Here is a 20413-nt window from a genome sequence, read left to right on the forward strand (position 1 = left end):
GATAGAATCGTGCACACCACACTGCAGCCCACCGAGGGCGAGACCACCACCCTGCATCAGGATTACCTGCATTTGCACCAGCGTCCGGAACTGTCGATGCAGGAGCACAATACCGCCAGCTTCATCGAATCACGGCTCACCGAGATGGGCATCGAGCACTTCCGTTGCGGAGGCACCGGAGTGGTGGGCATCCTGCGCAATGGGCAGGGACCGGTCGTGGCGTTCCGCGCCGATAGCGACGGGCTGCCCATTCAAGAGGACACCAAGGTGGATTACGCCTCCACCGCCCGGGGCACCCTGGATGATGGCACTGATGTGCCGGTCATGCATGGCTGCGGCCATGACACCCATGTGGCCGGTGCCTTGGCTGCGGCCAGGATCCTGGTCCGCGGCACCGATAGCTGGCAGGGCACCGTGATCTTCATTTTCCAGCCCGGCGAGGAAACCAGCGCCGGTGCCGCGGCCATGGTGGCCGATGGATTGTGGGAGAAGGTTCCGCACCCGCAGGTGGTTCTCGGCCAGCATGTTTTCCCTTTTGCCACCGGTACCATTTCGGTGACCCCGGAATCGGCGATGGCCATGGCAGATTCCCTCGAAGTGACCCTGTATGGCAAGCAGGCCCACGGATCCCAGCCGCAGGATTCCATCGACCCGATCGTGCTGGGAGCTAATATCATTACCCGGCTGCAGACCATCACTTCGCGTGAGCTGAATCCATTGGATTCGGCCGTGGTGACCTGCGGGTCCTTCCACGCTGGCCTGAAGGAAAATATCATTCCGGACTCCGCGGTATTCACCTTGAACATCCGCACCCTCACCGAAGAAGTGCGCGCCAAGGTGCTGGCGGCTGTCACCCGCATCATCAACGCGGAAGCGGTTGCCTCCGGCGCTCCGCAGCCGAAGATCACCGAATTGTACACCTTCCCTCGCCTGTACAACGACCCGCAGCACACCGAGCAGCTGGTCGGCGCCTTGGGCGAAGAGTTCGGGGAGGAACTGATCCGCCTGGCTCCCCCGGCGATGGGTTCGGAAGATTTCGGCGCATTGGCCGATGCGATTGGCGTGCCGAACGTCTTCTGGATGTTCGGCGGGGCCGACCCGCAGGATCCGTCGCCTGCGGTCAACCATTCGCCGTTTTTCCTGCCGGAATATCGCGGGGCCCTGGATACCGCAGTCCGCGCGGCAGTGGCGGGCTTGATGCACTACGTGGGACGTTAGAGCGCGGTGCGTCCTTCAAGGTAGGCGCGCAGCACCTGCAATACCCCGTGCTCGGTATTGGCCGGGGCGGTGAAGTTTGCCGCCGCGGCCACTTCCGGGTGGGCATTGGCCATGGCGAAGGAATAGGTGGCGGCCTTGATCATTTCCAGATCATTGGGGTAGTCGCCGAACACCACGGTTTCATCATCGCCGACGCCAAGTTCCTTTTGCAGCGCGCCGAGAGCCAGTCCCTTGTGCACTCCGTGGTTCATGGCATCAACCCAGTGGCTTCCGGAGATGACCACCTGCAGCGGCACATCCAGCGCGGCCGCCATTTCCTGGACCTGGCTGGTGCCCACGTTCACGGCCATCTTGATGATTTCGTCCTCAACATCGTTGAGGTCCTCAACCACCTGGACCGCCCGGTAGTACGGGGCGACGGCGTCGGCGAACCTCTGGTCCTGGCGCTCCACGTAGGCGGTACGCCGGCCGCACAGCACCAGCCCGGCATCCAGCGCGCCCTGCTGGCGCACGGCATCTATGACCTTGTCCACCGATGCCGGATCGATGATGTTGGAGTAGATCTCGTTTTCGCCATCCATCACCACGGTGCCGTTTTCGGCGATGATGGCGATTTCCCCGAGCTGGGCAAATTGTTCGCGCAGGGTTGCGAACTGCCGGCCCGATGCAGGCACGAACTTGATGCCACGGGCCTGCAGCTGGTCGATCACGCCCCAGGCTTCATCGGGGATTTGACCGTCACCGTCCAAAAAGGTGCCATCCATGTCGACGGCAACGAGCTTGATCTGGGCGTTCGGGTCAATCGTATGCATGTGGTTCCTAATTGCCCGGATGCATGGCGCGCTGTGCGGCGCCCAACACCCCGGCGGCGTTGTTGAATTCTGCGGGGACGAGTTTTGCTCGCAAGTCCAGCTTAGGCAAGAAGTGCTCGTGGTCCTCGGAGATTGCGCCGCCGATGACAATCAAGTCAGGGCTGCACAGGAATTCCACGTGGGAGAGGTAGCGCTGCAGGCGGGCGATGTATTCGTCCCAGCTCAGATCTTCTTCGCGCATGACGCGGGCCGCGGCCTTGCTTTCTGCGTCGAAGCCGTCGATTTCCAGGTGCCCGAATTCGACATTCGGGAACAGCACGCCATCGCGGAAGAAGGCGGAGCCGATGCCGGTGCCCAAGGTCAGCAGCAGGGTGCTGCCCTTCAGCGGCACGCCGTCCTTTGAGCCGGCACCCGCATAGACCTCCGCAACGCCGGCGGCGTCAGCGTCGTTCAGGACGTGGACTTCGCGGTCCAGCACCTTGCTGAGCATGGCGGTGGCATCCAGGCCGATCCAGGCCTTGTCGATGTTTGCGGCCGAGTGCACGACGCCGTCGATCACGATGCCTGGTACGGTTACGCCGGCCGGGATGCCTGCGAGGTCTTCACCGGTGGCTTCCTGGAGATCACGAATAATTTGTGCCATGACTTCAGCGACGGCGTCGGGATGAGCGCCTTCTGGAGTGGTCGCCTTGTTCAGGGTGCTTTCGACAAGCTGTCCATCGGTTCCGACCAGAGCGTACTTGATCGAAGATCCGCCCATGTCAAGGCCGATGGCAGCGAACTGCGACTTGGATGCCGATGCGGCAGATGTTGCCATCAGGATTCTCCCCAACGTTGCAAAGAAATTTTAAGGACTCTTTACGATATAAAGCTTCCGGCGTTTGGTCAACGTTCTCGGTAGTTTTCCCAAAGATTAAATAAGGCGACCTCGCGGGCCCCGGCAATCGCGCCATGGGCGGCGGACTGCACGCCCAAGGTTGACGGGCGGACAGTCACCGGAACCAGCAAGCGCTCATTGACCTCGTCAGCCAGCGCTTCGCACAATTGAGCGGTCACCGCGGGACCGGTCACCACCAGCTGCTGGGGGTCCACAAAGCCGACCAGATTGGCCAGCACCTGGCTCAGCGGCTTCAAGAATACCGGCCAAGTCCGCTGATCGGCCAGACGCTCCCACAGGATGCGGGTCTGGAACATGCCGACCTCGCCGAGCACGTCGCGCAGGTTCTGATCCCCGAGCAGCTGGGTCTCCAGCTCGCCGGCGGTGCCGTGGCGTCCGCGGTGCAGCTTTCCATCAATCACCAAACCGGCACCCAGGCCGGCGCCGATGTACAGCATCATCAACGAGCCGTCGGTATCGCCGGCTTCGGCCACGGCCATCCAGTTCACGTCGTTGTCCAGCACCACGGGGATATCAGCGGCAAAAAGCCCGGCGAGGTTGGCACCGGAGGCCGGGAAAATCACGGTGGGCACCACGCGTTCGGCATCCTCGCGCAGCACCGGGGCCGCCTGGCTGACCGCGGCCGCCAACAGAGGGGAACCCAGTTGCTTGCGCACCCGGGCGATTTCGGTGGCCGCCATCTTCTCCACCTCGGCGGCGCTGCTTTGCGGGGTCAATGGGTAGAGCCGGTCCACCACAATCGCGCCGGAAAGATCGGTGGCCCGCACCTGAAGGGACTCGGCCTGCAGGCACAGTGCCAGCAGGTGCCCGAACTCGCTGCGCAACGCATAGCGTTCCGGGGTCCGGCCGCGCTTGGTTTCGACCGGACGGTCGATGGCGATGGCCAACCCATTCTCCTGCAGGCGGGAAATCGCCTGGGATGCGGTGGGCTTGGAAATGCCAAGGTCCGCAGAAATCTGGGTGCGAGTGGCCGGGGCGGCGCACAGGTAGTCGAACACCCGGATATCGGTCAGAGTTGCCAGTGCCCGTGGGCCAGCGGTCGAATCAGTCACCCCTCAATCCTACTGGTCACGGCAGCAGGACTTGGCGCACCGAGCGTCCTTCGGCCAGTTCATCCAGCGCCTCATTGATCTGCGCCATCGGCCGGGTGCGCACCAGCTTTTCGACCGGCAGCCTACCGGCCCGCCAGAGCTCCTCGTAGTAGGGAATGTCCTTGGCTGGCAGGGCCGAGCCCATATAGCTGCCGATAATGGTGCGCGCCCCGGCGGTCAGCGCCAGCGGCTCGATGCTGCTCACCGCCCCCGGTGCCGGCAGACCAACGGTTACCAGCGTCCCGCCGACGCCGGTGGCCGCCAACGCGGTTTCGAAGGCGCGCGGGTGCCCTGCCGCTTCAATGACGATCTGCGCGCTGCGGCCTGCCAGGTCCTGGGGCGTGCAGGCCTCGTCGGCGCCCAGCTCCAGCGCTGTGGCGAGTTTGTCCCCATTCGCGTCGATGGCCAGGATCTTGCCGGTGGTGCGCTGCCCGACGGCCACCAGCAGGGCAGCCATGCCGACCCCGCCCAGCCCTACAATGGCCACGTCCTCGGCGCCGCTGGCGCGGGCGGCATTGCGCAGCGCCCCGCCTCCGGTGAGCACAGCGCAGCCGAGCACCGCGGCAACTTCGCCCGGCACATCCTGCCCGACGGGAACCAAGCTGCGCGCATCCATCACCGCATAGTCAGCGAAGGCCGATACCCCCAGATGGTGGTGGACCGGCGAACCATCCATCGCCAGCCGGCGAGCGCCGGTGAGCAGCGTTCCGGCCGTATTGGCTTCGGTGCCTGCGGTGCAGGGCAGCTTGCCGCCGGTGGCGCAGGCGGCGCAGTGCTCGCAGCGTGGCAGGAACACCGAGATGACCTGTTGCCCCACGGCAAGATCCACCCCCTCGCCGGCCTGTTCGACGATGCCGGCCGATTCGTGGCCGAGCACCATCGGCACCGGCCGCGGCCGGTTCCCGTCGATCACCGACAGATCCGAGTGGCACAGCCCGGCAGCGGTGATCCGCACCAGCACCTCGCCGGGCCCGGGGCCATCAAGCTGCACTTCGCGCAGGGCCAATGGCCGGTGCTCGGCGTAGGGTCGCTGGTTCTCGCGCTGTTCGAGCACGGCAGCCTGGATCAGCATGCTAGCTGGCCTGCTCTGGGTCCCAGCCGCGGACCTTTTCATCGGGCAGCAGGTTCTTGACGATCAGCGAGCAGTCCCGGTCCCCCAGCCCCTGGGCGATCAGCTCGTCGAAGTGCTCCTTGGCCAGGGTCGCCGCCGGCAGCCGCACCCCGGTGCTCTGCCCCGCATCCAGCGCCAATCCCACATCCTTGCGCGCCAGGTCCGTGCGGAAGGTGGCTTCGAAGTTCTTGTTGGCCGCGGCGGTGTCGATGATATCCGGGACCGGGTACCAGGTCTGCTGCGCCCAGGAGCGTCCGGAGGAGACCGAGGCGATCTCCCAGAACACCTTGGGATCCAGTCCGAGCTTTTCGGCCAGCTGCGATCCTTCGGCGCTGGCCATCAGGTCGATGAAGAGCATCATGTTGTTGCAGATCTTCGCGGCAATGCCCATGCTGGCGGCTCCTGCGACAATGGTCCGCCCGCTCATCGGGGCGATGTACTCGGTGGCGCGCGCCATGAGCTCTGCCTCTCCGCCGAGCATGAAGGCCAGGGTGCCGGCCGCTGCTCCGGAGATCCCGCCGGATACCGGCGCGTCCACGAAATCCAACCCGCGCTGCGCGGATCCTTCGTGGATGTAGCGCGAGGTTTCGATGTCCACGGTGGAGGAATCGATCAGCAACATCTGCTTGGTGGCATGGGCCCAGATCCCGGCCTCCCCCTCGTAGACCGAGCGCACGTGCTGGCCCTTGGGCAGCATGGTGAATACGGCATCCACCGAGTCCATGGCTTCGGCGATGGAACCTGCGATCTGCACGCCGCCTTCGGCTGCCGCGGCGCAGGCCTGCTCGTTGAGGTCGAATCCCTTGACGGTATGCCCTGCCGCGACCAGGTTCGCGGTCATTGGCCCGCCCATATTGCCCAGGCCGATCCATGCGTAGCTGCTCATCATTTTCTCCTCGCCATTGAGTTTTCACTTCTCAGGCCAGCGTAGGTTCTCGGTTGGCGGCCGCTCAATGCTTCACGGCAAGCCAATTGCGCATGCATGGTGTGCGCTAGCGCACACCATGCATGGCAAACTGGTGACATGGACCGCCAGATCGATTACCGCCACCTCGAATCCCTGATTGCCCTGCTCACCGTCGCCCGCTTGGGCCGGTATACCGCGGCGGCAGCGGTCCTCGGTGTGAACCATTCGACGATCTCCCGGCGCATTGATGCCCTGCAAAAGGCGATGGGCGGCCATCTGCTCACGCACACCCCCAACGGCTGGGAGCTGACCGATCTGGGCCGCCGGGCCATGGCCAGCGCGGAAGCCATCGAACAGGCCGTGGCCGCGATCAGCACCGAAGACGACTCGCCAACGCTGGCCGGGCACGTGCGGCTGGCTGCTCCCGATGCTTTCAGCGCGCACTTGGCGGCACCGACCCTGGCGAAGCTGCAGGCTAAGCACCCGCAACTGGTTTTCGAAATCGTCTCGGAAACCACCCGCGCCCGGCAGACCCGCACCGGCATGGATCTGGAAATCGTCATCGGGCAGCCCAATGTGCGCAAGGCGGCCTCCACCAAGCTCATGGACTACGAGCTGCGCTTATATGCCACGGCCGAATATCTTGAAGCCCACGGCACCCCACAGCAGCTCTCGGATCTGGCCGGGCACAGATTGAACTACTACATCGACACGGCGCTGACCGTGGACAAGCTCGATGAGGCGACCAGCCACCTGCCGCCGATGCACCGAGCGATTTCCTCCACCAGCATTGCGGTGCAGTACGCGGCAACGATGAATCATGCCGGGCTCGGGTTGCTGCCGGTCTTCCTCTCCAAGCACTATCCGAATCTGATTCCGGTCCTGCATGACCAGTTCAGCTATGTTTCCGAATATTGGCTCGTGGGCCGCGAGGAAGCGTTGCGCAGCAAGGCGGTCCAGGCCACGGTGCGGGCGCTGAATGATGCGGCCGCCAATGGCGATTGGTTTATTCTCTCCTTTGCCGATCAGGCTCCCAGCTAAGCACCGCATCACGAAGCTCGTGCACGCCGCGCGAGCTATCGAGCCGCAGCACGGGCAACTGCAGCGTGGCCAGCCAGGCTTCGTGCCGTGCTCGGCTGCGCCCTTGGAACTGCGGGTCATCGTAGTTGCCGGCCCAGGCCATGAATTCGCCGAAGGCTTCGGTACTGATTTCTTCACCGCGCCGGCGGATCCTCTCGCGCTGTTCGATTCGCTGCAAGCGCTCGGTGGCATGGAGGCTGAGGAATACCACCGCGTCGCAGCGTTCCAGGATCTCATCTCCCCAGCCATTGATGCCGCCGGAGAGCACCCAGGCCGAACGCCGCGCAAAAACTTCCAGCATCAACTCAACGCGCCGCGCCGGGTTCCGCTGCTGGGTGTAGGGCGGATCGGTGGGCACCCAGAAGTAGTCATCCGAATCCGCGTGAGGCACCGCCCAGGCATCGGCGACAGCCCGGCCCAGTGTGGTGGTTCCGGTCCCGCTGCCACCCACAATATGTAATTTGCACGGCTGCATTGATGCTCCTGCCCTGGATCTCGACCTCTTGAGGACAAGTCTATGGCGGAACAAAACGTCTACAGATAGCGGCATCTGCATACAACTTGTTCCGGTAGCCCACCCTCATCCAAAAGTAGCATTTAGTACCCACCGGCATTTCGCTAAGCTCTAAATAGAACAACGTAATGACTAAGCAGGAGCATCATGCTGAAATTCTTTGGTCTAGTGAAAAGCGAAGAAAACGCGGAAACAGGGCAGATCCCTGCCTGGCAGGGAGCAACGACAAAGCAACGAATGCTGTCCATCGCTATATCGCTGACTCTAACCGTCATCATGTTCCTCGCGAGCAGGTGGCTGCTCGACGACTCCGAGGGATTCGCCCGTTACGTCCCGGGCCTGCTGGCCTGCCAAACACTGCTACTGTGCGGCGCAATCAGCGAACGTGCATTGCTCCGAACGAACTAATACACCGATGGCCACCCCTGAGAGAGCGGCCATCGGCGCATGTCTTAACGGAATTTACTTCTGCATCTTCAGGTGCTTGGCCGCTTCAGCCTCGCCATTGGTGGACAGGCGGTCGGCCTCGTCAATGGCAGACAGATCCATGCCCTTGGTTTCGCGCATGAAGAAGACTGCAACCAGGGTGACCAGCGCGGCGAAGACGATGTATCCGGCGACTGGAACCCAGGATCCGTAGACCTTCAGCAGCCAGGTGGCGATGATCGGCGCCATGGAACCGGCAACGATCGAGGTCACCTGGTAGCCCAGCGAAACGCCCGAGTAGCGCATCCGCGTTGGGAACATCTCGGCCATAATTGCTGGCTGCCCGGCGTACATCAGGGCATGCACCGCCAAACCCAGCACGATGGTTGCCAGGATGATCGCATCATTGGCGGTGTTGAACATCGGGAAGGCCACCACGCCCCAGACCATCATCAGGATGACACCGGTGCCGTAGACCGGGCGGCGTCCACGGGTATCGGTGAACCGTCCCACCAGCGGCACCAGGATCGCGTGGATGACGTGGGCAATCAACATCAGCCCCAGAATCGTGGAGGTCACCATCTTCAGCTGGGTAGCCATGTAGGTGATGGAGAAGGTCACGACCATGTAGTACATGATGTTCTCGCCGAAGCGCAGGCCCATGGCGGTGAAGACGCCACGTGGGTAGCGCTTGAACACTTCGCCCACACCGTAGCCGGCGGCGGCGTTCTGCTCCAGCTCGGCCTTGGCTTCCTTGAAGATCGGCGCATCGGAGACGCGGGTGCGGATGTAGTAGCCGACGATGACGATCACTACCGACAGCCAGAAGCCCACACGCCAGCCCCAAGCCAGGAAGGCTTCGTCGCTGAGCGTCGAGGAGAGCAGCAGCAGCACGACGGTGGCCAGCAGGTTGCCCACGGGGACTGCAGCTTGCGGCCAGGAGGCCCAGAAGCCGCGTTCCTTGTTCGGCGCATGTTCGGCCACGAGCAGCACCGCGCCGCCCCATTCGCCGCCCACCGCGAATCCCTGCAGGAAGCGCAGGATGACCAGCATGATCGGTGCCGCGTAGCCCACGGCGTCGAAGGTCGGCAGGCACCCCATCAGGAAGGTGGTGGCGCCGACCAGGACGATCGCCACCTGCAACAGGTGCTTGCGTCCGTACTTGTCGCCGAAGTGGCCGAAGACGATGCCGCCGATAGGCCGGGCGATGAAGCCAACCGCGTAGGTCAGGAACGCCTTGATGATGTTATCCAGGTCGTTGCCGTTATCCGGGAAGAAGATCTTGTTGAAGACCAGGGTCGCGGCGGTGGCGTAGAGGAAGAACTCGTACCATTCGACGACGGTGCCGGCCATGGAGGCCGCGACGACCCTGCGCAATCCTTTGCGCTCGGACTTTGATGACGTTTCACTGACCACGGTGGGGTTCCTTCCGCCCTGCCAGTTCCCCCGTTGGAACTAGCCTTCAACAGCGAGTATGACCCGGATCACATCGCCAAAGATAGCCGAAACGGTGCATAGTGGGACACAGATTGTGCACATTCGGCGTGCTTTTTTGCACATGCCCGCAACCGCGAACAGGATTTTTGATGGCAACTGGGGTGAAACTGCTCGGCGTGCAGATGGATGGGCAGACCCGTTGCGCCCACTACCACCAGCTGCGCGACGTGATTGCGCTCAAGCACTTCTGCTGCGACACCTACTACCCCTGCCACCAATGCCATGCCGAGCTGGCCGGCCACCCGGCGAGAGTGTGGCCTGCCAGCCGGTTCGACCAACCCGCGGTTTTGTGCGGGGTCTGCGGCACCGAGCTGAGTGTGGACGAGTACCGAGCCGCCTCCAGCTGCCCGCACTGCCAGGCGCTGTTCAACCCGGGCTGTTCTGCCCACGCGCACCTGTATTTCGAGCTTTAGTGCGCACCGCGCAGCGGCACCACCAGCACCGGCCGCTGCTGCTTCTGCGCCAGAGCCAGGGCAATCGAGCCATCGAGGAGTTCGGCGACCTTCTGGCGCAATCCCGCACGCCGGGTGCCCACGACGATCATCCGCGCGTCCTGCTGTTCAGCCACGGCGGATAGCACCTTGGCCGGATCCCCGGCGATGGCGTAGCTTTCGAAGTTCACCCCGGTGATCGCCAGCGACAGCTCCCAGGCCAGGCCCTCCCCCACCGGTTCCGCCGAATCCAGCAGGTCTCCGTCGGTCAGCTTCTCGGTGACATATCGGCCGCTGAGCGCATGCACGCAGATCAATCGCGCGTTCAGATCGCGCGCAAGCTGCGCCGCGGCAGTGAGCACGCCCGGCTCCATGCCCTGCTCAACACCCAGAACAACGGTACTCATGATCGGCACCTGCCCCTTCCTTGACTTTGCCTACAGGTCAGCGAGTTCAATCTTCGGATCCGCCAGGCGCTCGGCGGAGACTTCCCGCCCGAGAACTGCGCGCAGTTCATCGTTGACATCCCAGATATTCACATTGGCAGCCGCGGTGACCACCTGCGAATTGCGCCAGAAGATCAGGAACTCGCCGCTGTCCATGTCCCCGCGGATCACCGTCTCGTCCCCTGGATCGTTGTGCCCGACATATTCCATGCCCAGGTCGAATTGGTCGGTGAAGAAGTACGGCCACCAATCATAGGATTCGCTGTCGCCGAGCAGGGTGGCCGCGGCCAGCTTGCCTTGCCGGATGGCATTATCCCAATGCTCCACCCGCACCCGCTGGCCCAGCCGGGTGTTCATCGCCTGGGCGATGTCCCCGATAGCCAGGATGTGCGGGTCGCTGGTGCGCAGCGTGGCATCCACCAGCACCCCCTCATCCACCTCGAGCCCCGCCGTCTCGGCCAGCTGCACATTGGGCACGGCTCCCATGGCCAGCAGGACCACGTCGGCCGGCGAGGAACCGCCCTGGGAGAGCACCTGCAAATGCCCGTCGACCTGCTCGATGCCCTGGACCTTGGCGGTGCGCACATCCACCCCATGGCGCTGGTGCAGTTCCAGCAGGTGCCGCCCGAAACGCTGGCCGAATACCGCGGCCAGCGGAACTTCGGAGGATGAATAGACGGTGACCCGCGCTCCTGATTGCCGGGCACTGGCGGCCACTTCCATGCCGATCCAACCCGAGCCGACGATTGAAAGGCGCGCGCCATCGGTGATTTCGGCTTTGAGCGCCTTGGCATCAGATAGCTTGCGCAGGGTGTGCACCCCGGGCAGGTCGTAGCCGGCCAGCGGGTTCCCGCCCCCGAGGTTGGCCCTCGATCCGGTGGCGAGCACCAGCTGGCCGTAATCGACCGCGCTGCCATCGGCGAGCAGTACCTGGCGCCGGGCGGATTCGATGCTGATCGCCGCCACGCCAAGCCGCAGCATGACCTCGTGTTCCTGGTACCACTTCGCATCGTGCACGGTGAACCCCGCCGGCTCTTCACCGCCCTGCAGGTAGCCTTTCGACAGCGGCGGCCGCTCATAGGGCAGGCCTGGTTCTTCGCCGATCAGCGTGATCGTCCCGGTGAATCCCCGCTCGCGCAGTTCGGCGACGGTGGTGGCGCCGGCCAGTCCGGCACCGAGGACAACTATCGATTCTCCAGCCAAGGCAAGCACTCCTCTGCTTCGATCCACGGCCCGTGAACAGTTCGTGTCCTTTGATACTCACACGGACCCGCATGGTTGGCAAGCACCTTGCGCAACCCGCATCTGCAGCCCAGGAATGTGGCGACTGGCACGCTTGACAGAAATATCTGAGCGCACTCATAATTGAGTTAAGTCATCAATATTCAGGAGGTCTCCGTGAAAGCCTTTGTCGTCCAGAAGTACAAAGAACCACTGCAGCTGGCAGAAGTTCCCGAGCCAAGCGTCGGCGATCGTGACGTGCTCATCAAGGTTCAAGCCGCCGGGGTGAACCAGATCGATGAGAAGATCCGCGAAGGCGCATTCAAGGCCTTCCTGCCCTACAAGCCTGCCTTCACCCTGGGCCACGACGTCGCCGGAACCGTCGTTCGCGTCGGCCCCCAGGTCCGCAATTTCAAGGCCGGCGACAGCGTCTACGCCCGTCCGCGCGATCACCGCATCGGCACCTTCGCCGAACGCGTGGCCGTCCACGAGGACGATGTCGCCATCGCTCCGGCCAGCATCAGCGCCATCGAAGCAGCCTCCCTGCCCCTGGTCGCGCTGACCGCATGGCAGGCGCTGGTGGTGCGCGGGCAGGTGAAGGGCGGTCAGAAGGTCCTGATTCATGCCGGAGCTGGCGGGGTGGGCACCATCGCCATCCAGATTGCCAAGCACCTCGGCGCCTATGTGGCCACCACCGCGTCGGCCAAGAACGCCGATTTTCTGCGCGAACTGGGAGCCGACCAGATCATCGACTACCGCAGCCAGGATTTCGAACAGGAGCTCTCCGGATTCGACCTGGTGCTCGATAGCCTCGGCGGCGAGAACCTCGAAAAGTCGCTGCGCACCCTGGCCCCGGGCGGCAAGGCCATCGGCATCACCGGCCCGCCGGATCCTGCTTTCGCCCGCAAGATGGGGCTGAACCCGATCGTCCGCCTGGCCCTCGCCGGGATGAGCGCCAAGGTCCGCAAGCAGGCCAAGAAGCTGGGCGTGGCCTACGAATTCCTCTTCATGGACGCCAGCGGCGAGCAGCTGCGCGAGATCGCCGCGATGATCGACTCCGGCATCCTGCGCCCGGTCGTAGGCAAGACCTTTGCCTTTGATGAAGCACCCCAGGCCCTTGGCGCACTGGCCAAGGGCGGTTTCCGCGGCAAGGTGGTGATCACCGGTGCCTGATAGCTACGCACAGGCGCCCACCAAGTTCATCAGCGCCGCCGGAGCCCGCTTCGCCTATCGCGAGCTCGGCCCGCGAGGCGGGATTCCGGTGGTGTTTTTTGTCCACCTCGCTGCGAACCTGGATAACTGGGATCCGCGGATCGTTGATGAGATCGCCCGGCACCGCCATGTGATCACCTTCGATCAGCGCGGCGTCGGCGCCTCGTCGGGAACGGTCCCCGGCACCATCGAAGCCGCGGCGGATGATGCCCACGCCTTCATCAAGGCGCTGGGCTTCGATACGGTTGACGCTTTTGGCTTGTCCATGGGCGGGTTCATCGTCCAGGACCTGATCGTGAAGCACCCGACCCTGGTGCGCAAGCTGGTGCTGGCCGGCACCGGGCCTCGCGGGGGAAGGAATATCGACAAGGTCGCGCGCGTGACCTACCTGGATATCCTCCGATCGGTGATCGCGCGGGCCGATCCGAAAGAGTTCCTGCTCTTCGAACGCAATAAGGCCGGCAAGCAGGCCGCCAAGGAATTTATCGCCCGCCTGAAGGAGCGCAAGGACGGGCGCGATACCGCGGTAACGCTGTCCACCATGCGCACCCAGCTGAAGGCGATTAAACGCTACGCGCGATCCGCGCCTTGGGACCTGTCCGTATTCACCGGGCCGGCCTTGATCGCCAATGGCGATCGCGACCGCATGGTGCCCTCGATCCTGTCGGTGGATCTGCACCAGCGCATCGCAGGTTCGCAGCTGGTCATCTATCCCGATGCGGGGCACGGCAGCATTTTCCAGTACTGGGAAAAATTCGCGCCGGCGGCCGCCGGGTTCCTCGCCGAGTAATCAGCGCGGCAGGATCACTTCGATCTGCGCCTTCACGCGCTGGGCGATCTCCTTGGCCGTGGCCTGCGAATTGAATGACGCGGCCATGGTCAGGAACATGATCGAGGAGATGACCTGGGCCATGGTGGCGGCGCTGGCCGCATCCAGGTTCTCGCGTTCGGCCAGCAGCTCGGCCATTGCCTTCTCGGTTTGCGCCACGATCTCCAGCGCTTCGGCATGGTGCGGCTCAGTCGGGTCGCCGAAGACCATTTCGCGAAGATAGGTGCGCCCGTTCTCGGTCTGCACCCGGTTGCATTCCACGATCGGCCCCAGCAGTGCCATCAGCCCGGCCAGGGTCTTGTTGGTTTTGGCCGCGGCCGTCACCCCGCGCTCCAAGGCCTTGGCGTAGTGCATATTCTGCACAAGCAGCAGCAGCTCGCCCTTGGTTTTGGCGTAGAGGAACAGCGTGCCGGTGCCGATATCCGCGGCCTGCGCAATCTGCTGCGTGGTGACCTCGTCGACGCCGTACTTGGCAAAGAGCTCGCTGGCGGCTTGGGTGATGCGCGCCAGCTTTTCCTGCTTGTTGCGTTCGCGTCGCCCGACGGGTTGGGGCACCACAGGCATTTCGGTTCCTCCGGGAATAAACTATGACTAAGCTCAGTTTTGATTATAGTCACTATTTGATGGGTTGGGAATTGCTATCCCCACATTCTCCCATGAAGCCCGCACAGCACAGAAAGCGAAACCATGACACAGATCAAGTCGGCAGTAGTCCTCGTTACCGGAGCCAACGGCGGCATCGGCACCCACCTGGTCCGAGAAGCCCTGGCCCGCGGCGCGGCCAAAGTCTACGCCTCGGCCCGCACCCCACGCGAATGGGATGATGAGCGCGTTGTGCCCCTGCAGCTCGACGTCACCGACCCGGCCTCCATCCAAGCCGCCGTTGCGGCCGCGCCCGATGTCACCGTGCTGATCAACAACGCCGGCGCCGGGGTGTCCACCCCTGGGATCTTGGAGCAAAGCGATGAAGAGATCCGCAACAATGTGGAGACCAATTTCCTCGGCCCATTGTCCCTCTCCCGCGCTTTCGCCGGCCAGCTCGCTGCCCGAGGCGGCAACACCGCGATCATCGACATCCACTCGGCCCTGTCCTGGTACGCCGTGATGGGAATCTACTCGGCCACCAAGGCCGCCCTCTGGTCGGCCACCAACTCCCTGCGCCTGGAATTGCAGCCTGCTGGCGTCCAGGTCGTCGGCGTGCACGTGGGCTGGGTGGACACTGCGATGGCAGCGGCAACCACCGATCCAAAGGTCGACCCGGCCGATCTGGTGGCTCAGATCTTCGACGCCACCGAAGCCGGCGAATTCGAAGTGCTCGCCGATGAGACCTCGGCCAATGCCAAGGCGGGGCTTTCGGCTGATCTGGAAGCCGTCTATCCCCAGCTGGCTGCCGGCAAGTAAAACACCCAAGTAAAAACTCGCTGGGTGTTCTCGCCGGGCATGGTTAATTGTCCGAGGCGGCTTGTACAGTGCGAAGTAACTGAAAGGAGCCAGCCATGTTCAGCACCCATACACCGAGCACGTCAGCCACCGAAGTCCCCGACCGTTTTGTCCTCATCTTCGATGCTCCCGATGCCACCGTCCCCGGCATCGCCGCCCAGGCCCGTGAGGAACAGGTCCCGCAGCTATTGCGCGAGCAGGGCTATTCGATCAGCGAGTACTACCCGGCGCTGGGCATCGCCGTGGTCACCAGCAAGGCCGACCAGCTCGAGGACTTCCGCCAACGCTGCGCCGGGTACCAGCTGCCACCGTCGGTCGTCCCGGAACTGGTCTACCGGATCCTGCCCGAAGCCGCCCCGGAGGCGAACTCGTACACGGATACCGACAAGTTCACCTGGGGCCTGCAGGCGGTGGGCGCGGACTTGAGCTCCTACACCGGCAAGGGCATCAACGTCGCGGTGCTGGATACCGGCTTTGATGCCGCCCACCCGGACTTCGCTTCCCGCACCGTCACCACCAAGTCCTTCGTCGAAGGCGAGGATGCCGCCGATGGCCACGGCCACGGAACCCACTGCATCGGCAGCTCCTGCGGACCGCGCACCCCCGCCCAGGGCCCTGGCTACGGGGTGGCCAGCGAGGCCAACATCTTCGCCGGCAAGGTGCTCGGCGCCGACGGCTCAGGCTCCGACTCGACGATCCTGGCCGGCATCAACTGGGCCCTGGAAAACAAGTGCGAGATCATCTCGATGTCGCTGGGCGCCGATGTGCGCACCGTGCACCCGCCCTATGTCACCGCCGGACGCCGATCCCTGGAACTGGGATCGCTGATCATCGCCGCGGCCGGCAACAACGCCCAGCGCTCGGCCGGCAACCCCGGATTTGTGGGCGCCCCGGCCAACAGCCCCTACATCATGGCGGTGGCCGCACTGGACTCGACGCTGGCCGTCGCCGACTTCTCCGCCCAGGCCCTGGACGCGGAAGGCGGAGAGGTGAATATCGCCGGCCCCGGCGTGGACATCTACTCCTCGTGGCCCGGCGCGCAACGCTACAACACCATCAGCGGCACCTCCATGGCCACCCCGCATGTGGCCGGCGTGGCCGCGCTGCTGGCCGAATCCACCGGCCTGCGCGCCCAGGAGCTGTGGGACCAGCTGGTGGCTACCGCGCGCGATGTGTCGCTGCCCGCGCAGGATGCCGGTGCCGGCCTGGCCCAAGCCCCGTCCAGCGCGGAAGGCTAAGGCCATGTCCGGCACCCAGGTGCAGATCTACGTCATCACGGTGGTGGCCACGGTGCAACCCGAATCCATCGTCGACGACCTGCAGGACCACGGCCTGCGGGTTAAACAGGTGCTCGCTGCCCTCGGCCAGATTATCGGCGAGGGCAGCGAGCAAGCTGCCAGTGCGGTGCGCGCCTTGGACGCGGTCGAATCGGTGGATGCCCAGCGCACCTATCGGGCGCTGGGCGATCCGCCGGACGAGGACCAGCCCTAGATCACCGGGTCCGAAGCGAACTCCAGCATCGCATCGATCAGCCAGTGCACGGTGTGCTCGGTGAAGGAAGCGCGCGGCATGATCCGCCAGCTTTCTTCACCGGTACGCCACAGCAGCACCGGGATATTGGCCAGCGAGGTGGTGATCGCCTGGTTCACCGCAAAGCTGCGCGGATGCAGGTCCGCCGGGCAGCTCTTGCGCAGAACCAGCGGAGCCTTGGTTCCGGAGAGTTCCAGCACTGCGCGGTTGGCCGACAGGTCCACCACCTGGCCCGGAGCCTGGCCCAAGGCCTGCTCCAGCTTGGCGAGAAGGGTCGTATCCTCCGGCGCGGTGACCAGGAATTCATCCGGTCCCAGCCACAGCACGCCCACACCACTAGCGTCACCGGCGACCTGGCCGACCTTGCTTGGCAGGCCCACACCGGTAGCTGCAGCCAGCGCTTCGTAGCCGGCGCTGCCCGGGGCGCAGCGCACCGAGATCTGGGTGGTGAAGGCAACCTCGCCCAGGGCCAATCCCCCAGCCACGCTGGCTTCTGCCATGACCTGCTGCAGGTGGGCTGCAGGAGAACGACGGGAATCAATCAGGGTGTCATTAGCCATCACGACGGCTTCCTTCCGGGTCGAAGAGGACGGTTTCACCGATGGTGACCTCAACTAGCTGGCCATTGATCGGGGTGCGAAGGGTTTCGCCGATGCGGTTGCGCCCATTTTTGATCAGCGCCAGGCCGAAGGTCCGGCCCAGTGCTGCCGAGTTGTACGAGCTGGTCACCCAGCCATCCATCGGGGTGATGCCCTCGGCAGCCAGTTCTTCCACCGAAACCAGCGCCGCGCCTTCGGGCAGACGCAGGGTCTTGTCCGTCGGCAGCACCGAGACCAGGTGCTTGCGGTCTTCGCGCTGGTTGTCGGCGCGGGCGTAGGAGCGGTTGCCTACGAAGTCCTTGAGCTTGGAGACCACCCAGTCCATGCCGGCATCCTGCGGGGTCACAGTGCCGTCGGTATCCTGGCCGACGATGATGAAGCCCTTCTCCGCACGCAGCACGTGCATGGTTTCGGTGCCGTAGGGGGTGATGCCGAATTCCTGGCCGGCTTCGAAGACGTCCTGCCAGACCTTCAGCCCGTGCCAGGCCGGGATCGCGATTTCGAAGGCCAGCTCGCCGGAGAAGGAGATGCGCGAAATGCGTGCCTCGATCCCCGAATCCAGCACCACATCGGCGAAGGCCATGAATTTGAAGGCCTCGTTGGACACGTCCACGCTGGAGGCGACCTTGGCGATCACCTCGCGGGATTTAGGTCCAACCACTGCCACGGTGGCCAGCTGTTCGGTCACCGAGGTGCAGACAACGTCCAGCTCGGGCCATTCGGTCTGCAGCCACTCCTCCAGCCAGTCGAGCACGGTGGCCGCATTGCCGGTGGTGGTGTGCATCAGGAAGCGGTCTTCGGCCAGGCGCAGGGTCACGCCGTCGTCGAAGATCATGCCGTCGGCCTTGCACATCACGCCGTAGCGGCCCATGCCGACCTTCAGCTTGGTGTAGCCGTTGGTGTAGATGCGGTTCAGGAACTCGGCTGCATCCTTGCCCCGGATTTCGATCTTGCCCAGGGTGGTGGCATCAAGCATGCCCACCGATTCGCGCACGGCCTTGGTTTCGCGGTAGACCGCCGCTTCCATATCCTCCCCGGCCTGCGGGTAGTACCAAGGGCGCTTCCACTGGCCAACATCCTCGAATTCGGCCCCGTGCTCCAGGTGCCAGGAGTGCATGGCGGTGTGGCGGGCGGGGTCGAGCTGGTCCCCGCGGTTGCGTCCGGCCAGGGCGGCGAAGGCCACCGGGGTGTACGGGGCGCGGAAGGTGGTGGTGCCCACCTGTGCCGGGTTCTCGATGCCCAGCACCGCGGCGATCACGCCGATCGCTGCCACGCCACTGGTCTTGCCCTGGTCGTTGGCGGTGGAGATGGAGGTGTACCGCTTGATGTGCTCCACCGACTGCATGCCGGCGCCGGTGGCGCGCAGCACGTCGGCGACGGTTTGGTCACGCTGCAGGTCGACGAAGTGGAACTTGTAGTTCGCCGCGTCATCGCCGAAGCGCGAAGGCACCAGCCACACCGGGCTGGTTTCCCCGGCCGGAACCGGCAAGACTTCCGGAACCCGCGCTACCGTGTCAAACCCGGCGGCGGTGGCTGCCGCGGCGCCGGTGGCGGCACCGGTGGACAGTGCGCTGGCGGTATCCAGGCGGCCGGTGAGCGCACCGGCCAGGTGCTGGTTGGCCACGGCGTCGGCCGGGACGAATGCGTGGATGGAAGTGTCCCAGTCCAGCTTGCCCTGGCGCTGGGAGTGCAGGTGCACCACCGGGTTGAAGCCGCCGGCCACTGCCAGCACATCGGCCTCGATCCGGGTGGCTTCGCCCAGTTCGCGCTGCTCGTCCAGTTCGGCCACGAAGATCGCGGACAGCTCGCCGGATTCATCGGCTTCGGTATCCACCACGGCGGATCCGGAAATGACCTGTACGCCATCGGCCACAGCCTGGGCGGCGGCCGCGGAGATGTTCTGGCGGGCGTCGATCACCGCGACCACCGAGCCGGAGGCGGCTAGTTCGCTGACCAGTTCGTAGGCGGAGTCGTTGGTGGTGAACACGGCGATCTTCTCGCCCGCGCGCACCCCGTAGCGGTTCAGGTAGCTGCGCACCGCGCCGGCAAGCATGATGCCCGGGCGGTCGTTGTTTTCGAAGACCACCGGACGCTCGTGGGCGCCGGTGGCCAGCACCACCTGGCCGGCACGAATGTGCCAGATGCGTTCGCGCGAGACGCCCGGCGCGGCCGGTGCATCAAGGTGCACGGTGCGGCGCTGGACGGCCACCAGGTAGTTGGCGTCGTAGGAGCCGAACACCGTGGTGCGCTGCAGGTGGGTGGTTTCCTCGGCCTGCGCCAATTCGTCCACCACCGATTCGATCCAGTCAGCGGAATCCACCCTGTCGATCTGTTCGCCGGCGGTATCCAGCAGGGTTCCGCCGGCTTCCGGACGCTCGTCGAGCAGCATCACCCGGGCGCCGGAGCGCGAGGCTTCGCGGGCCGCGGCCAAACCGGCAGGGCCGGCACCGACCACCAGGACGTCGGTGTGCACGTGCACGTGGTCGTAGTAGGCCGGATCGGTGTCCGGATCCAGCACGCCCAGGCCCGAGAGCAGGCTTGCCGAAACACCCTCGGTCACCGAGACCGTGGTGGCCGGCAGCATCGACTCATCAACCTCGCCGGCGTGGCGGGCTGCCACGGTGACAAGCGCGTTGGGCTCTTCCACCCCGGCGGCCAGGATGCCGCGCGGGCGCTTGAGGTACAGCGAAGGGCCGCACTGGCGGATCTGGTTGGCCAGCATGGCGCTGGCGATGGTGTCGCCGCGGAAGGCGGAAAGCTGATGCCCGTCGATGCTCAGGGCCAGTGGCTGCGCGCTGTCGATCCGCGCGCGGGAGCGCAGTTCTGGTGCCAGTCGCTGTGGCTTGCTCATCGGGAGCCTCCCTGAAGGTTGTCGATCTGCGGTTGCGCCTCGCCGGCGCCGTATACGGCCAGGAATTCGTAGCTGACGGTGTCGCGCAGGGCGTTGAACCACTTGCGGCAGCCGCCGGAGTGGACCCAGCGTTCGGCGAACACGCCCTTCTTGTTGCCGCGGTAGAACAGGTAGCGGGACCATTCCTTATCGGTCAGCTCCGCGGGATTCTCCGGGTAGGCCACGTGGGCTTCGCCGCCGTAGCCGAATTCGTTTTCGTTGCGTGGCCCGCAGTGCGGGCAGTCGATTAGCATCATGGTG

Annotated in this window: 22 protein-coding genes; 9 read left to right on the forward strand and 13 right to left on the reverse strand. The window is 64.6% G+C overall.

Features of this window, described 5'->3' with window-relative positions:
- Positions 1-9: 9 nt before the first annotated feature.
- Positions 10-1218: an amidohydrolase gene (locus D3791_RS04795; RefSeq protein ID WP_172511434.1), complete on the forward strand. Its 1209-nt coding sequence runs from the start codon at positions 10-12 to the stop codon at positions 1216-1218.
- Here the strand turns inward: D3791_RS04795 and D3791_RS04800 are convergent.
- From D3791_RS04800 to mmsB, 5 genes are all read right to left on the reverse strand, one after another.
- Positions 1215-2030, reverse strand: a complete 816-nt coding sequence (locus D3791_RS04800) for an HAD family hydrolase (RefSeq protein WP_022876032.1) — start codon at positions 2028-2030, stop codon at positions 1215-1217. The two genes, D3791_RS04795 and D3791_RS04800, sit on opposite strands and share 4 nt — an antisense overlap.
- A 7-nt stretch (positions 2031-2037) precedes the next feature.
- Positions 2038-2847, reverse strand: coding sequence for a polyphosphate--glucose phosphotransferase (gene ppgK, locus D3791_RS04805; RefSeq protein WP_022876033.1), 810 nt, complete (start codon positions 2845-2847; stop codon positions 2038-2040).
- 68 nt (positions 2848-2915) lie between these two features.
- Positions 2916-3980 carry an ROK family transcriptional regulator gene (locus D3791_RS04810; protein WP_172511435.1) on the reverse strand — a complete coding sequence of 355 codons (1065 nt, stop codon included), beginning with the start codon at positions 3978-3980 and terminating at the stop codon, positions 2916-2918.
- 16 nt (positions 3981-3996) lie between these two features.
- Positions 3997-5091, reverse strand: a complete 1095-nt coding sequence (locus D3791_RS04815; protein ID WP_172511436.1) for an alcohol dehydrogenase catalytic domain-containing protein — start codon at positions 5089-5091, stop codon at positions 3997-3999.
- Between the two features lies 1 nt (position 5092).
- On the reverse strand, positions 5093-6016 hold the full coding sequence (mmsB, locus tag D3791_RS04820) for a 3-hydroxyisobutyrate dehydrogenase (protein ID WP_022876036.1): 924 nt from the start codon (positions 6014-6016) through the stop codon (positions 5093-5095).
- 138 nt (positions 6017-6154) lie between these two features.
- Here mmsB and D3791_RS04825 point away from each other — a divergent pair, with 138 nt between their 5' ends.
- Entirely contained in the window at positions 6155-7078 is a 924-nt protein-coding gene (locus D3791_RS04825; RefSeq protein ID WP_172511437.1) for a LysR family transcriptional regulator, read from the forward strand.
- Here D3791_RS04825 and D3791_RS04830 read toward each other — a convergent pair.
- Positions 7044-7592 carry a P-loop NTPase family protein gene (locus D3791_RS04830; RefSeq protein WP_172511438.1) on the reverse strand — a complete coding sequence of 183 codons (549 nt, stop codon included), beginning with the start codon at positions 7590-7592 and terminating at the stop codon, positions 7044-7046. The genes D3791_RS04825 and D3791_RS04830 overlap by 35 nt on opposite strands.
- A 186-nt stretch (positions 7593-7778) precedes the next feature.
- On the opposite strand from D3791_RS04830, the gene D3791_RS04835 reads away from it, so the two are divergent.
- The gene (locus D3791_RS04835) at positions 7779-8039 is read left to right on the forward strand and encodes a hypothetical protein (protein WP_022876039.1); all 261 of its coding nucleotides are present in this window, start codon (positions 7779-7781) and stop codon (positions 8037-8039) included.
- Positions 8040-8093: 54 nt separating this feature from the next.
- Here the strand turns inward: D3791_RS04835 and D3791_RS04840 are convergent, their stop codons facing one another.
- Positions 8094-9473, reverse strand: a complete 1380-nt coding sequence (locus D3791_RS04840; RefSeq protein ID WP_172511439.1) for an MFS transporter — start codon at positions 9471-9473, stop codon at positions 8094-8096.
- Positions 9474-9643: 170 nt separating this feature from the next.
- Here D3791_RS04840 and D3791_RS04845 point away from each other — a divergent pair, with 170 nt between their 5' ends.
- Positions 9644-9967 carry a CHY zinc finger protein gene (locus tag D3791_RS04845; protein WP_022876041.1) on the forward strand — a complete coding sequence of 108 codons (324 nt, stop codon included), beginning with the start codon at positions 9644-9646 and terminating at the stop codon, positions 9965-9967.
- On the opposite strand, the gene D3791_RS04850 is transcribed toward D3791_RS04845, so the two are convergent.
- Both D3791_RS04850 and D3791_RS04855 read right to left on the reverse strand, forming a co-directional pair.
- On the reverse strand, positions 9964-10392 hold the full coding sequence (locus D3791_RS04850) for a universal stress protein (RefSeq protein ID WP_172511440.1): 429 nt from the start codon (positions 10390-10392) through the stop codon (positions 9964-9966). The two genes, D3791_RS04845 and D3791_RS04850, sit on opposite strands and share 4 nt — an antisense overlap.
- A 30-nt stretch (positions 10393-10422) precedes the next feature.
- Positions 10423-11634, reverse strand: coding sequence for an NAD(P)/FAD-dependent oxidoreductase (locus D3791_RS04855; protein WP_172511441.1), 1212 nt, complete (start codon positions 11632-11634; stop codon positions 10423-10425).
- A gap of 195 nt (positions 11635-11829) precedes the next feature.
- On the opposite strand from D3791_RS04855, the gene D3791_RS04860 reads away from it, so the two are divergent.
- Together D3791_RS04860 and D3791_RS04865 are read left to right on the forward strand one after the other, a co-directional pair.
- On the forward strand, positions 11830-12825 hold the full coding sequence (locus D3791_RS04860; RefSeq protein WP_172511442.1) for an NADP-dependent oxidoreductase: 996 nt from the start codon (positions 11830-11832) through the stop codon (positions 12823-12825).
- A complete protein-coding gene (locus tag D3791_RS04865) occupies positions 12818-13654 on the forward strand; it encodes an alpha/beta fold hydrolase (protein ID WP_172511443.1) in 837 nt (278 codons plus the stop codon). The genes D3791_RS04860 and D3791_RS04865 overlap by 8 nt, the downstream gene beginning before the upstream one ends.
- Here the strand turns inward: D3791_RS04865 and D3791_RS04870 are convergent, their stop codons facing one another.
- Positions 13655-14257, reverse strand: coding sequence for a TetR/AcrR family transcriptional regulator (locus D3791_RS04870; RefSeq protein WP_172511444.1), 603 nt, complete (start codon positions 14255-14257; stop codon positions 13655-13657).
- A gap of 123 nt (positions 14258-14380) precedes the next feature.
- Between D3791_RS04870 and D3791_RS04875 the strand changes: the two genes are divergently transcribed.
- From D3791_RS04875 to D3791_RS04885, 3 genes are all read left to right on the forward strand, one after another.
- On the forward strand, positions 14381-15094 hold the full coding sequence (locus D3791_RS04875) for an SDR family oxidoreductase (protein ID WP_172511445.1): 714 nt from the start codon (positions 14381-14383) through the stop codon (positions 15092-15094).
- Between the two features lie 95 nt (positions 15095-15189).
- Positions 15190-16371 carry a S8 family serine peptidase gene (locus D3791_RS04880; protein ID WP_172511446.1) on the forward strand — a complete coding sequence of 394 codons (1182 nt, stop codon included), beginning with the start codon at positions 15190-15192 and terminating at the stop codon, positions 16369-16371.
- Complete coding sequence (locus D3791_RS04885; RefSeq protein ID WP_172511447.1) at positions 16331-16624, forward strand: hypothetical protein; 294 nt, start codon at positions 16331-16333, stop codon at positions 16622-16624. Before D3791_RS04880 ends, D3791_RS04885 begins: the two co-directional genes overlap by 41 nt.
- Here the strand turns inward: D3791_RS04885 and D3791_RS04890 are convergent.
- From D3791_RS04890 to D3791_RS04900, 3 genes are read right to left on the reverse strand one after another with little or no spacing between them, the layout of a single operon-like run.
- Positions 16621-17223, reverse strand: coding sequence for a sarcosine oxidase subunit gamma (locus D3791_RS04890; RefSeq protein WP_172511448.1), 603 nt, complete (start codon positions 17221-17223; stop codon positions 16621-16623). The genes D3791_RS04885 and D3791_RS04890 overlap by 4 nt on opposite strands.
- On the reverse strand, positions 17216-20113 hold the full coding sequence (locus D3791_RS04895) for a sarcosine oxidase subunit alpha family protein (protein ID WP_172511449.1): 2898 nt from the start codon (positions 20111-20113) through the stop codon (positions 17216-17218). The genes D3791_RS04890 and D3791_RS04895 overlap by 8 nt, the downstream gene beginning before the upstream one ends.
- Complete coding sequence (locus D3791_RS04900; RefSeq protein WP_022876052.1) at positions 20110-20409, reverse strand: sarcosine oxidase subunit delta; 300 nt, start codon at positions 20407-20409, stop codon at positions 20110-20112. The genes D3791_RS04895 and D3791_RS04900 overlap by 4 nt, the downstream gene beginning before the upstream one ends.
- Between the last annotated feature and the right edge of the window lie 4 nt (positions 20410-20413).

This window comes from Glutamicibacter mishrai (assembly GCF_012221945.1).
In the GTDB taxonomy this organism is placed as follows: domain Bacteria; phylum Actinomycetota; class Actinomycetes; order Actinomycetales; family Micrococcaceae; genus Glutamicibacter; species Glutamicibacter mishrai.